General features: G+C 42.4%; 11 protein-coding genes. 9 read left to right on the top strand and 2 right to left on the bottom strand.

Going from position 1 to position 14,302, the window contains the following annotated elements; genetic code table 11:
- Positions 1-129: 129 nt before the first annotated feature.
- Entirely contained in the window at positions 130-972 is an 843-nt protein-coding gene (locus DXB43_RS07280) for an AraC family transcriptional regulator (RefSeq protein WP_117947210.1), read from the bottom strand.
- Between the two features lie 169 nt (positions 973-1,141).
- On the opposite strand from DXB43_RS07280, the gene DXB43_RS07275 reads away from it, so the two are divergent.
- From DXB43_RS07275 to gtfA, 5 genes are read left to right on the top strand one after another with little or no spacing between them, the layout of a single operon-like run.
- Positions 1,142-2,440 carry an ABC transporter substrate-binding protein gene (locus tag DXB43_RS07275; protein WP_117947209.1) on the top strand — a complete coding sequence of 433 codons (1,299 nt, stop codon included), beginning with the start codon at positions 1,142-1,144 and terminating at the stop codon, positions 2,438-2,440.
- Complete coding sequence (locus DXB43_RS07270) at positions 2,440-3,315, top strand: carbohydrate ABC transporter permease (protein WP_072521426.1); 876 nt, start codon at positions 2,440-2,442, stop codon at positions 3,313-3,315. The genes DXB43_RS07275 and DXB43_RS07270 overlap by 1 nt, the downstream gene beginning before the upstream one ends.
- A complete protein-coding gene (locus DXB43_RS07265; protein ID WP_117947208.1) occupies positions 3,312-4,154 on the top strand; it encodes a carbohydrate ABC transporter permease in 843 nt (280 codons plus the stop codon). Before DXB43_RS07270 ends, DXB43_RS07265 begins: the two co-directional genes overlap by 4 nt.
- A gap of 21 nt (positions 4,155-4,175) precedes the next feature.
- Positions 4,176-6,983: an alpha-galactosidase gene (locus DXB43_RS07260; protein ID WP_117947207.1), complete on the top strand. Its 2,808-nt coding sequence runs from the start codon at positions 4,176-4,178 to the stop codon at positions 6,981-6,983.
- Complete coding sequence (gene gtfA / locus DXB43_RS07255) at positions 6,973-8,451, top strand: sucrose phosphorylase (RefSeq protein ID WP_117947206.1); 1,479 nt, start codon at positions 6,973-6,975, stop codon at positions 8,449-8,451. Before DXB43_RS07260 ends, gtfA begins: the two co-directional genes overlap by 11 nt.
- A gap of 30 nt (positions 8,452-8,481) precedes the next feature.
- Here the strand turns inward: gtfA and DXB43_RS07250 are convergent, their stop codons facing one another.
- On the bottom strand, positions 8,482-8,796 hold the full coding sequence (locus tag DXB43_RS07250) for a helix-turn-helix domain-containing protein (RefSeq protein ID WP_147422401.1): 315 nt from the start codon (positions 8,794-8,796) through the stop codon (positions 8,482-8,484).
- 197 nt (positions 8,797-8,993) lie between these two features.
- On the opposite strand from DXB43_RS07250, the gene DXB43_RS07245 reads away from it, so the two are divergent.
- The 4 genes from DXB43_RS07245 to DXB43_RS07230 all read left to right on the top strand — a co-directional run bounded on the left by DXB43_RS07245 (position 8,994) and on the right by DXB43_RS07230 (position 14,176).
- Positions 8,994-9,461 (top strand): hypothetical protein, encoded by a 468-nt coding sequence (locus DXB43_RS07245; RefSeq protein ID WP_117947204.1) that lies wholly within the window; start codon positions 8,994-8,996, stop codon positions 9,459-9,461.
- A 168-nt stretch (positions 9,462-9,629) separates the two neighbouring features.
- Positions 9,630-10,907: a substrate-binding domain-containing protein gene (locus tag DXB43_RS07240; RefSeq protein WP_117841545.1), complete on the top strand. Its 1,278-nt coding sequence runs from the start codon at positions 9,630-9,632 to the stop codon at positions 10,905-10,907.
- A gap of 88 nt (positions 10,908-10,995) precedes the next feature.
- Positions 10,996-12,504, top strand: a complete 1,509-nt coding sequence (locus tag DXB43_RS07235; RefSeq protein WP_117947203.1) for a sugar ABC transporter ATP-binding protein — start codon at positions 10,996-10,998, stop codon at positions 12,502-12,504.
- Positions 12,505-12,523: 19 nt separating this feature from the next.
- Entirely contained in the window at positions 12,524-14,176 is a 1,653-nt protein-coding gene (locus DXB43_RS07230; RefSeq protein WP_022243527.1) for a galactose/methyl galactoside ABC transporter permease MglC, read from the top strand.
- The last annotated feature ends 126 nt before the right edge of the window (positions 14,177-14,302 follow it).

Genomic DNA, 14,302 nt, shown 5'->3' with positions numbered 1-14,302 from the left:
GTATATCGCACAGATTAAGAAGAAGTGTGGACTGGATGTCCTTTTGCTGATATGGAAGTGTTCAATGGACAAGGTAATGATACTGAGAGATATTAAGACTGATAGGAATGATATCTATCTTATCTATTGTTACTTGTTCTGATTTCTCCATTCCCGTGGGGAGACACCATAAATATTTTTAAATGCACGGGAAAAATGAAGCTGATTTTCGTATCCGACAGCAGAGCCGACATCTGCAATGGATAAGGAGGTCAGCTTTAATAATTCCGTAGCCTTTACCATGCGGTAGTTCATAAGAAATTCCTGCGGGGAGCGGCCAATCGAGTTGCGGAAGATTTTTCCGAAATAACTCCGGTTGATGCCGCATACCGCAGCGATATCTTCAATCGAAATATTATTCTGAAAATTCTGTTCCATATAATTGATCGCTTCTTTTATATAATAATCACTCATGCGTCCGCTGGAGACCAGCTTTGTCGATTTTGCCGACTGTAGCAGATAATCCAAAAACAGATACAGATGCCCAATCAGATGGAAGGAGGATTCCTGCGGATGATTGACGATATAAAGCATTTCATCGGCAAGTTTTTCCCGTAATTCTTTGGAGTGTGAATGATAAATGGGCGCGTCTTTGCACAAATCTGTGACACTTAAAGCCTCTTTTACACGTAAGCCGTCAAATTCGATCCACATATATTCCCATGGAAGCTGTTCATCGGCAATGTAAGTATTAATCTGCCCCGGGAAAATCATAAATCCCTGTCCGCTTTTTACGGAATAGGTCTGTGTATTCCCGTTTGCATTGTCTGCCATGAGTGTTCCGGTTCCGGAAAGAATGTAGTGAAACAGGTAGTGGTTGCGTGTTGCAGGCCCGAATGAATGGCCGGGATCACACTGTTCATATCCAAACTGATACATGCACAGATCGATAAAATTTTCATTTGGAAAAATATTAAAAAATGTATTACTCATAAAACACTCCGTATATACCAAAATGCGATATTAGTATCTATTATAGCACAAAATATTGCATTTGGGTATAAAATTGAAAAAAAACGGATATTTAAGGATGCATAAAGGTATGTTATAATCAGATTATCAAAAAGGCAAGCGGATATATTTAAGAAAAGGAGAGAGGAATATGGCAAAAAGGAATATTTTCCGTAGTGTTGCGGCTGTACTCGCACTTGGCATGTGCATGACGGGGCTAGCCGGATGCGGAAGTGAAAAAAGGGCAGACGGGAAAACCGAAATCGAAGTGGTTTCCTACAAACCGGAAGCAGTTAAGGCATTTGAAAAGATTGAAAAGCGGTTCAATGAAACACATGATGACATCCATCTGACGATTTCATCTCCAAACGAAGCAATGACCATTTTAAAGACACGGTTTATCCGGGAGGATTATCCGGATATCATCGCAATCGGAGGAGACATCAACTATTCCAACTTTTTAGATGCAGATCTGTTTGATGATATTTCCGATCTGGATGAAGTCCAGACCGTAAAACAGGCATATCTGGATATGGATAAGGAACTGGAGTTTATTCCAAAGGATGGCACGTATGCACTTCCATATGTGGCAAACGCGGCAGGAATTTTATATAACAAAGATCTGTTTGAGGAAAATGGCTGGAAAGTTCCAACCACCTGGCAGGAATTTACCACACTGTGTGATGAAATAGAACAGAGCGGAACACTTCCGCTGTATCTGGGCTTTAAAGATACCTGGACCTGTCTGGCTCCGTGGAATGCGCTGGCAGTCGGACTTACCGATTCGGATACCTGCAATCAGGTAAATATGGGAAATACCACATTTTCCGATACGTATGGACCGGTAGCAGAAAAGATGCGTGCGCTTTTGGATTACGCAGAAAAAAATCCGTATGCATATGGTTATAACGATGCATGTACAGCATTTGCCCGCGGGGAAGCTGCCATGTATCCGATTGGAAGCTATGCGATCCCGCAGATCAAATCGGTCAATCCGGATATGAATATCGGTTCTTTTACATTTCCTGCAAATGATGAGGAATCAGACAATGTATTAAATTCAGGAATTGATCTGCAGTTTTCCGTAATGAAATCATGCAAAAATAAAGAGGCTGCATATGAAGTTTTAAAATATCTGTATGACGATGAGACCATTCAGATTTATCTGGATGATCAGGGCGGAATTGCCTGCAAAGACGGGGATTTTGCAATTCCGGAAACACTCGAGGATATGCGTCCTTACATTGAAAACAACCGCATGGCAGATTATCAGGATCACCATTATCCGAGTGAGATGAGTGTGGATGCCATGATCCAGACGTTCCTGCTGGATACAAGCGACAATGCACAGGAAAAGTTTTTGAAAAAATTTGATTCCGACTGGAAGCGCTACAACCGGGATTTGATTCGGAAAGTACAGGATTATCAGAAAGAACAGGGGGATGCATAATGAAAAAGAAAATGTCAAACAGGGACAAAACATTCTGGGCGGTTATCATACCGGTTGTAATCTTATTTTTTGCATTCAATACACTTCCAATGATTAAAGGTGTGATTTACAGTTTTACCAATTATAAAGGATACGGAACTTACGATTATGTCGGGTTCCGGAACTATGCAGATCTGTTTACGGATTCCCGCGTGGGAAAAAGCTATTTGTTTACGTTTAAATATGCACTGGCAGGAACGATACTGGTAAATGTGCTAAGTCTGATCATGGCAGTTGGATTAAACAGTGCAATCCGTTTTAAAAGTGCACTGCGCGGTATTTATTTTGTACCGAATATTTTAGGAGGACTTGTCATCGGCTATATTTTCAGTTTTATTTTTACTTACATTCTTCCAACCGTGGGAAATGTGTTCCATATTGGATTTTTACAGAACAGTATTCTTGCAAGTGAAAAATACGCATGGATTGGTGTACTGATTGTTGGTGTATGGCAGGCAGTTGCCATGAATACCATCATCTATATTTCCGGTCTGCAGACTGTACCGGAGGAAGTCTACGAGGCGAGCATGCTTGACGGAGCCAGTAAATGGAAGCAGTTCTGGAAAGTAACATTTCCACTGGTGATGCCGTTTGTGACGATCAATCTGGTACTGAGCACAAAGAATTTCCTCATGGTATTCGACCAGATCATGTCATTGACTAAGGGAGGTCCGGCACAGAGCACCGAATCCATCTCTTACCTGATTTATAAAAATGGTATGGATGGCGGACAGTTTGGATTCCAGAGTGCAAATGCAGTCATTTTCTTTATTGTGATCGTGGCGATTTCACTTTTCCAGATGACAGTCATGAATAAGAAGGAGGAGCAGCTATGATGAAAGAAAAAAAGAAAACAAACTGGGTACTTACGATTGTTCTGATTTTGGGGACGGTTACGGTATTTTTCCCGCTGTATATGGCAGTGATCATTGCGTTTAAGAAACCGAGTGAGATGACAAACGATGTGGCGGGTGCACTTTCTTTCCCGAAACAGTGGAGTTTTGAAAATTTCCGTCAGGCAATGGAAGTGACCGATTTCTGGCACTCTCTTGGAAACAGTTTACTGATCACACTGGTAACAATCGTACTGGCAATCCTGCTCCACTCAATTGCAGGCTACGTGATCGGACGCGGCATGGCAAGAAGAAAAAGTTTCCGATTTATCTATCTGTATATTGTCAGCGGAATGTTTGTTCCGTTTTCCATCTTAATGATGCCTCTGGTAAAGCAGACGGCGCATATGGGACTTGGAAACCGCGCGGGTGTCATTCTGTTGTATCTGGTATTTTATATGCCAATGAACGTTCTTCTTTACAGTGGGTACTTAAAAAATATTCCGATAGCGCTGGAAGAGGCGGCAGATATTGACGGAGCAAGCACATGGACTACTTACTGGAAAGTGGTCTTTCCAATGATGATGCCAATGCATGCAACAGTTGCAATCCTGACAGCTCTTGGAACGTGGAATGATGTTATGACACCGCTTGTGATCATGTCTGGAACCGGACAGAATACGCTGCCGCTTGCACAGCTTAATTTCCAGACACAGTTTGGAACCAATTACAATCTGGCATTTGCTTCCTATATTATGGCACTGATTCCAATCCTTATTTTCTATGTGATTTGTCAGAAACAGATTTTAAACGGTGTGGCAAACGGTGCAGTCAAAGGATAAAAATAAAACGAGGTGACTTCTATGGCAATTATATACAATCCAAATAAAAGAATATTTAACCTGCATACGGTGCATACAACTTATCAGATGCAGGTCGATCCACTGGGATATCTGCTGCATCTGTACTATGGAGATAAAACAAACAGCCCCATGGATTATGTTTTAACCTATGCAGACCGTGGATTTTCCGGAAATCCTTATGCAGCGGGCATGGACCGCACCTATTCGCTGGATGCGCTGCCACAGGAGTATCCTTCCATTGGAACTGGGGATTACCGCAATATTGCGCTGAATATCAAAAATGAAAAAGGGGTGGAAAGCGCAGATCTGCTTTTTAAAAGTTATGAGATCCGAAGCGGCAAATACCAGTTACAGGGACTTCCGGCTGTCTGGGCAGACAAAGAGGAAGCACAGACACTGGAAATTGTCCTTGCAGACGAAAACGCACAGGTTGAAGTTCATCTGCTGTATGGTGTTTTGGAAGAAAACGATGTCATTACAAGGAGCGTCCAGATTAAAAATACGGGAACTGGGCAGATTACGATCGAAAAGGCAGCGGCAGCCTGTCTGGATTTTGTACAGGGAGATTTTGATGTCCTGCGGTTTTATGGAAAGCATGCCATGGAGCGCAATCTGGAGCGTACGCCGCTGGGGCATGGAACCATTGCGTTTGGCAGCCGCAGGGGAACGTCCAGCCATCAGTATAATCCGGCAGTGATTTTGGCAGAAAAAGGAACAACAGAGACCGCAGGCAGCTGCTATGGAATGCTGTTTGTATACAGCGGAAATTTCTCCTGTGAGGCAGAAAAAGATCAGTTCAACCAGACGCGCCTGCTTCTCGGATTAAATGAAGAACTGTTTTCCTATCCGCTTGCGGAAGGAGAAACCTTTACGGTACCGGAAGTCATTTTGTCTTATTCGGCAGACGGATTGTCTGCACTGTCGCAGCAATATCATAACTGCATCCGCAACCATGTGTGCCGCAGCAAATATGTCCATATGCAGCGCCCGGTGCTGATTAACAGCTGGGAGGCAGCATATTTCGATTTTACGGGAGATACGATCGTGGATCTGGCAAAAGAAGCTGCTTCCCTTGGAATTGATATGGTAGTGATGGATGACGGCTGGTTTGGGAAAAGAAACGATGATAATTCTTCTCTTGGGGACTGGCAGGTCAATGAAAAGAAACTGGGGGGAAGCCTGGCAGAGCTTATTACCCGTGTGCATAATCAGGGGGTGAAATTTGGCATTTGGATTGAGCCGGAGATGGTCAATGAAGACAGCGACCTTTACCGGGCACATCCAGACTGGGCAATTCAGATTCCGGGGAAAAAGCCGGTGCGCTCGAGAAACCAGTTACTGCTTGATTTTTCCAGAAAAGAAGTGCGCGACTGTGTATTTGATCAGATTTGTGCCGTGCTGGATCAGGGAAAAATTGATTATGTCAAGTGGGATATGAACCGCAGTATGGCAGATGTCTATGCCGGAAATCTTTCCTATGATTATGTGCTTGGTGTCTATGATTTTATGGAGCGCCTGTGCAGCCGGTATCCGGATCTTCTGCTTGAGGGATGCAGCGGTGGCGGCGGCAGATTTGACGCAGGAATGCTTTATTATTCCCCACAGATCTGGTGTAGTGACAATACCGATGCAATCAACCGCACAAGGATCCAGTACGGAACGTCGTTTTTCTATCCGGTTTCCGTAATGGGGGCGCACGTTTCAGCGGTGCCGAACCACCAGACCGGACGAGTAACAAGTTTCCACACCCGAGGGGTGACGGCGATGGCTGGAACCTTCGGTTACGAATTAAACCCGGCACTTTTATCCGATGAGGAAAAACAGCAGATCAGGGAGCAGATTAAAACATACAAGAAGTATGAAACGCTCATTAACGAGGGAACCTACTGGCGGCTGTCCGATCCGTTTATGGATGAAATTGCGGCATGGATGACGGTGTCAGAGGAACAGGATCATGCATTAGTCAGCGCAGTGCGTCTTAGGGCAGAGGCAAATCAGGCAGCCGTTTATGTCCGCCTGCGTGGGTTAAAACCGGATGCCTTGTATCTGGAAGAACAGAGCGGCAGACAGTATTCCGGTGCAGCACTGATGCATGCGGGAATTCCGCTTCCGCCGTTTACCAGAGAATATGAGGCGTATCAGTTTGTTTTTACAGAGCTGAAAGAGGCTGGAGCATTATACGAAAAAGTACAGAAATGGTGTGAGAGGAATACCAAAAATCGCATGGTCATCAGCATTTACGGTGGCTCCGGTTCCGGAAAAACAACACTTGCCACGGCATTGCAGCAGTATTTTTTAAATGACGGCAGGGGCTGTTACCTGCTCTCGGGCGATGATTATCCACACCGGATTCCAAAACGCAACGATGAAGAACGGCTGCGTGTGTATAAAGAAGCCGGGGAAGACGGACTGCGTGGATATCTCGGGACAAAGAAAGAGATTGACTTCGACCGGATCAATGAAGTGCTTGCGGCATTTCATGAGGGAAAAGATTCGATCACATTGCGGCATATGGGACGGGAAGATGGCGAGATTTCATCGGAAGAAACCGATTTTTCCGGAATATCCGTATTACTTCTGGAGTGGACACACGGAGGCAGTGACGATTTACATGGTGTGGATCTGCCCGTCTTTCTGGAAAGTTCCCCGGAGGAGACCAGGGAGCGGCGCATCCGCAGAAACCGCGATGAGAATGCCGCAAGCCCGTTTATCTGTCGCGTGGTAGAACTGGAACAGGAAAAACTTGAAGTGCAGCGCAAAAATGCAGGATTAATCGTGGGAAAGGACGGAAGAGTTTATGAACCATAAACCGATGCTCAATGCATATCCCGACAGCCTTGGAGGAAATCTGGGAGATATCGTAACATTGCTGAAAACTGAGGCTTTGCAGGATGTATTTTCTTCTTTTTACATTCTGCCGAGCCTGTACCATTCCGATCTCGACCGGGGATTTTCCGTGATCGACTATGACCTGAATGAGCAGCTTGCCAACCGGAAAGACCTTGAACAGTTAAAGGATATGGGAATTGATTTGAAACTCGATTTTATTTTAAACCATGCTTCCGCACAGTCCCCGCAGTTTCGGGATCTTGTGGAAAAAGGGGAGGCTTCTGCGTACCGCGATTTCTTCATCGATTGGAACCATTTCTGGGAAGGGCATGGAACCATGACGGAGGAAGGCTATATCCAGCCGGATGAAAGCTGCCTGAAGCAGATGTTTTTCCGCAAACCCGGGCTGCCGATCCTAATGGTGGAATTTCCGGATGGAAAAAAAGTGCCGTACTGGAATACCTTTTATCAGGAAGTGCATGGCAGACAGTATCTCGGACAGATGGATGTAAACATCCAGTCACCAAAAGTGTGGAAGTTTTATCGTGAAACACTGGAAAAAATAGCCTCTTACGGCGCAGCGATTGTGCGGCTGGATGCCTTTGCCTATGCGCCGAAGACACCGGGAAAGAAAAACTTCCTCAATGATCCGGAAACGTGGGAACTTTTACAGAAGATCCATGCGCTGGCAGAACCTTTGGGACTTACGCTTTTGCCGGAGATCCACGCAGCGTATGATGAAAAAATATATGAGACACTTGCAGAAAAAGGCTATGCAACCTATGACTTTTTCTTGCCGGGACTGGTCATTGATGCGATTGAGAACCGGCGGGGAACGTACCTTGCGGCATGGGCGAAGGAGATTGTGGAAAAGAAGATCTCCACGGTCAACATGTTCGGCTGTCACGATGGCATCCCGCTTCTGGACTTAAAGGGGCTACTTCCGGAAGAGGAGATCCAGTCGTTAATTGACCGGATTGTATCCCGCGGAGGCATGGTCAAAAATTTACATGGACAAAAGAATCTGTATTATCAGGTAAATGCCACGTACTACAGTGCATTGGGAGAGTCGGATGAAAAAATGCTTCTGGCGCGGGCAATCCAGATGTTTATGCCGGGCAAACCGCAGATCTGGTATCTGGATCTGTTTGCCGGAAAAAATGACCATGAAGCGGTGCAGCGCGCGGGAGAATCCGGACATAAGGAAATCAACCGGACAAATCTTTCCACTGATCAGATCACGGAAGGGTTGAAAAAAGATGTGGTTCAAAAACAGCTTGCGTTAATCCGCATGCGAAATACCCATAAGGCATTTTCGGAAGGCGCAGAGGTAGCAATCTCCGGAGGGGAGAGGTCTCTGGAAATCCGCTGGGAATATAATAGTGCATTTGCAACATTATATGTAAATTTTGAATCAGGAACATATACAACAGTAGAAAGCAGATAGTTAAGTTGGGCTGTCGATTGTACATGAAACCTAAACTTTATAATGGAAGCTTTCATGAGAGAGTAATTCTGATAATAACCGTGGATTATATTTTTCATCAGTCAGTATTTGAACTGCATCATCATTGAGATGCAGATCGGATACTGACTGATTTGTATGTTCACGTAGTTCGGTTCGGCAAAGAAGATAATCGGTGCTTACTTGATAAAAGTCTGCAAGCGTCAGTAGATTGCCAAGTGACATATCTACATTTTCATCTTTCTCATAGTTGCCGGGTGTGGAACTTGGGATGCCGGTAGCATCAGACAATTCCTGCAATGACCTTCTTTTTTCTGCGACTCTCAAATCTTTCAGCGTTCCGGTATGGTAAGCCTTGTGTGCATAGTACAAAGGAAGTGTGGGAAGCAGGTAATCGGAAGAAAGCAATAAGGACTTGTCAAAAAAATTTTTAAAAAAATAAAACCTGCCATAATATTATTCCGTCATATAAGTGAAAACAATAATAAAAACCGGTGGAACATCGGAGAAAAGAGGAAAATATTATGGCAAAAGAAAAAAGAAATCTTTATGAAGAAGTAGAATTTGGTAACGATTATGGTTATGCAATGCAGGTAAAACGGGAAGCGGAGACACAGTTATATGAGGTTCAGAAAATCTGGGGACTGGCAATTGCCGGAACGGTCTGTGGAGGTATCGGAATGGTGCTGGCATTCCATCCGATTTTTATTATGATAGGATTTGTTATGGGCTGTGTTTGTTACAGCAAAGTGGGTGGTTTTGGAATAGCGGCAAAATGGGCATGGAACATTGCAAAATTTGGCTGGTTTGTAGTCCCGTATTTTCCGATTGATTTATTAGTCGGTGCCATCGCATTGTGTTTAGGTTTCCTTTCCTTATTTTTCCTGCCTTTTTTCGTGGTTAATCATATCAGAAAACAGGCACAGCAGAACCAGCAGCTGGCAGAAGCATTCCTGCATACATGCCAACAGAATGATGGTGCAGCTGCATAGTTGTTCGTCAAAATACATATAAAAATTACAGATTATCAAAATATTTTGATATTTCATCCAAAAAAATTCTATTCTTTCCAGATTGGTTTGTGATTATAATGAATTTAGTCGATGAGACAGGTTCGGAGAAACCAAAATCAACAAATTGCAAATCAGGAGGAAAAAAGAATGAGAAGGAAAAAATTATTAACTGTATTGGTGGCAGCAACACTTGCATTATCCATGGTTGGATGTGGCTCTTCCGGAGGAAGCGGCTCTGGTGACTCAGGAAGCACCAGCAGCGTAGCAAACAAGGATAAACCACTTTGCTGGTTTAACCGTCAGCCATCCAACAGCTCCACAGGAGAACTTGACATGGATGCATTAAATTACAACAAAGATACCTATTATGTAGGCTTCGATGCAAATCAGGGTGCTGAACTGCAGGGACAGATGGTTCTTGACTATATCAAAGAAAATGCAGCGACCATTGACCGTAACGGAGACGGAGTAATTGGTTATGTACTTGCAATCGGAGACATCGGACATAACGATTCTATTGCACGTACCCGTGGTGTCCGTTCTGCACTTGGAACCGGAGTAGATGCAAATGGAGCAATTGATTCAACACCGGCTGGTACAAACGTAGACGGTTCTGCAAAAGTTGTTCAGGATGCAACACTGGATGTAGATGGAAAGACTTATACAATTCGTGAACTTGCTTCACAGGAGATGAAGAACTCTGCTGGTGCAACATGGGATGCAGCTACAGCAGGAAATGCAATCGGAACATGGACCGCATCTTTTGGTGACCAGATTGATGTAGTTGTTTCTAATAATGATGGTATGGGAATGTCAATGTTTAATGCATGGGCAAAAGATAACAAAGTACCAACCTTTGGATACGATGCAAACAGTGATGCTGTTGCAGCTATCGCAGAAGGATATGGCGGAACAATTTCACAGCATGCAGATGTTCAGGCTTACCTGACATTAAGAGTGCTTCGTAATGCATTAGATGGAGTAGACATTGATACCGGTATCGGTACTCCGGATGATGCAGGAAACTGCTTAACAGAAGGAGAAGATTACAGATATAGTGAAGAAGAAAGATCTTACTATGCATTAAATATAGCTGTTACAGCTGATAATTATCAGGATTTCACAGACTCAACCAAGGTTTATGACAAAGTATCCAATCAGCTGGATGAAAGCAAGAGCCCAAGCAAGAAGGTATGGCTTGATATTTACAATGCTTCCGATAACTTCCTTAGCTCAACCTATCAGCCACTTCTTCAGAACTATGACAAACTTTTGAATCTTGAAGTAGATTATATCGGTGGTGATGGACAGACAGAGTCTAACATTACAAACCGTCTTGGCAACCCGGGTGAGTATGATGCATTTGCAATCAACATGGTTAAAACAGACAATGCATCATCTTATACATCACTTCTTTCAAAATAAGGTTATTGCCTGGAAGAAAACAGCATAGATACAGAAGGGCATCAGATAAAAATGGTGTCCTTCTTTTCAAAGAAAAGGAAGTAGAATTATGGCAGAGGATAAGAATAAATATGTCTTATCGATTAACGGCATGAGCAAATCGTTCGGAAGAAATAAGGTTCTGAATCATATCAATCTGAATGTCAGACCTGGAACAATCATGGGACTTATGGGTGAAAATGGTGCCGGTAAATCGACAATGATGAAATGTCTCTTCGGAACTTATCAAAAGGACGAAGGAACAATAATATTAGATGGAAAAGAAGTTAATTTTTCTGGCCCAAAGGATGCACTTGAAAATGGTGTCGCAATGGTTCATCAGGAATTAAACCAGTGTCTGGAGCGCAGTGTCATTGACAATATGTTCTTAGGACGCTATCCGAAGAATTCATTGGGAATGATTGACGAAGGAAGAATGAGAAAGGAAACTTCCGATTTATTCCGTAAACTTGGTATTACTGTTAATCTGACACAGCCAATGAAAAAAATGTCTGTATCACAGCGCCAGATGTGTGAAATTGCAAAAGCAATTTCTTATCATTCCAAAGTAATCGTATTAGACGAGCCGACTTCATCACTGACAGCACCGGAGGTTGCAAAACTTTTCAAGATGATGCGGCAGTTAAAAGAACAGGGAATTTCATTGATTTATATTTCACATAAAATGGATGAAATTTTTGAAATTTGTGATGAAATATCAGTTCTTCGGGATGGCAGCCTTGTTATGACAAAGGCAAGTAAAGATACCAATATGAATGAACTGATTTCTGCAATGGTTGGCCGTTCTTTGGATAACCGTTTTCCACCGGTAGATAACCAGCCTGGTGAAACGGTTCTTTCTATACAGAATCTTTCAACTAAGTATGCACCAAAATTACAGAATATTTCTTTTGATATTAAAGAAGGAGAAATTTTTGGACTGTATGGTCTGGTTGGAGCCGGTCGTACGGAACTATTGGAAACTATTTTTGGTATGCGTACCAGAGCGGCAGGAAATGTAATTTATAATGGAAAAGTAATGAATTTTACATCCCCGAAAGATGCAATGGATCATGGATTTGCTTTAATTACAGAAGAACGAAAAGCAAATGGACTTTTCCTGAAAGCAGATATTACATTTAATACTACAATCGCCAATATGAATCATTATAAAAATGGATTCGCACTTTCCAATGATGATATGGTTCGTGCGACGGCAGAAGAAATTAAAGTCATGCATACAAAATGTATGGGACCAGATGATATGATTTCCAGTTTGTCCGGAGGAAATCAGCAGAAGGCAATATTTGGTAAATGGCTGGAGCGCTCACCAAATATATTTATGATGGACGATCCTACAAGAGGAATTGATGTAGGTGCCAAATACGAAATATATGAATTAATTATCAATATGGCAAAACAGGGAAAAACAATCATTGTTGTATCCTCTGAGATGCCGGAAATCCTTGGAATCACAAACCGGATTGGTGTTATGTCAAATGGACATCTTGCCGGAATTGTTAATACTAAGGAAACAAATCAGGAAGAGTTATTAAGACTCAGTGCGAAATATTTATAATCAGGAAGGAGCATTGGATATGGCAGACAGTAGTATTATTCTTTCATCCGCTGCAGAGGCAGAGCTTTTGAAGCCGATTGATGAATATGTAGGGAAAATACAGGCACAGATTGATGAACTTCGTAAGGATGGTTCAGATAAGGTGCGCAGCTTAAAAAATCACATTGCAATCGTAAAGGAAAATAAGAATTTAACAAAAGAAGAAAAGAGCAGAATGATTGCAAAGGACAAGGAAGCCTTAGAAAAGGCAAAAGCGGTAGAGTCTTCAAATAAAGACAAAGTATCAAAGCTTATCGCAGATGCAGAAGGTTATCTTGCAAAACATTATAAAAATGATTACTATCAGAAAGTTGCTGATAGCTGCAAAGCTGAGAAAGAAGCTGAAAATGCAGAATACAAAAATATATGTGCTTCCATCAAAGCAGAGCATGAGCAGAATATGAGCAGACTCAGCGATGCAGATGAGAAAAAAGACGAGAAGTATGTTTATAAGAATAAATTATTTGATGCCCAGATGGCACATGAGTCCAGACTTCAGGAGATTAAGGACAGAAGGCATGATGCATATGCACATAAGTATCATCTGATTGACTTACTCCGTATGTCAAGATATACATTTGCACAGAAGAGAGCACAGAAATTTGAAAATTACAAATATACCTTTAATACCACACAGTTCCTTTATAAAAATGGATTGTATATTGTCATTATTTTAATCTTCATTGCTTTATGTATTATTACACCGGTTGTAAAGAATACACAGTTGCTGACAACGACAAACATCTTAAATATTCTGCAGCAGGCTTCACCAAGAATGTTCTTGGCATTAGGTGTTGCAGGACTGATTCTTTTAACAGGTACTGACCTTTCTGTTGGACGTATGGTTGGTATGGGTATGGTAACAGCAACCATCATCATGCATAACGGAATTAATACAGGTGGTGTATTTGGCCATATCTTTGACTTTACCGGTATCCCGGTTGCTGCAAGAGCAATTCTTGCATTGGCAGTCTGTATTGTACTTACAACAGCATTTTCTATGCTGGCAGGCTTCTTTATGGCGAAGTTCAAGATGCATCCGTTTATTTCAACCATGGCAAACATGCTGATTATTTTCGGACTTGTAACATATGCAACAAAAGGTGTTTCCTTCGGAGCTATTGATTCTGCAATCCCGGCTATGTTTATTCCGCAGATTGGAAAATTCCCGACAATTATCCTCTGGGCTGTTGTTGCAATTATCGTAGTATGGTTCATCTGGAATAAAACAACATTTGGTAAGAATCTGTATGCGGTTGGTGGAAATCCTGAAGCAGCAGCAGTTTCCGGTATATCAGTATTTAAAGTAACATTAGGAGCATTTATTCTGGCAGGTATCCTGTATGGATTTGGTTCCTGGCTGGAATGTAACAGAATGGTTGGTTCCGGTAGTGCAGCATATGGACAAGGATGGGATATGGATGCTATTGCAGCCTGCGTAGTTGGTGGTGTATCCTTTACCGGTGGTATTGGTAAGATTTCCGGAGTTGTAACTGGTGTACTTATCTTTACATCCCTTACATATTCCCTTACTATTCTGGGTATTGATACAAATCTTCAGTTTATTTTCGAAGGAATCATCATTTTGGCAGCAGTAACACTTGACTGTCTGAAATATGTACAGAAAAAATAAGTAATTCGTAATCAGAATCATTCATATATAATCACCATAGGCCGCCCGCTCATCGCCAGAGATGAATGGACGGCCTAAACAATATCAGGTATTCAGAAAAAGACATTTGTCTGATATAATAAGAAC

The organism is Roseburia sp. OM04-10BH, assembly GCF_003462605.1.
GTDB classification, from domain to species: domain Bacteria; phylum Bacillota; class Clostridia; order Lachnospirales; family Lachnospiraceae; genus Roseburia_C; species Roseburia_C amylophila.
This window is presented reverse-complemented; position numbering and strand designations above follow the sequence as displayed.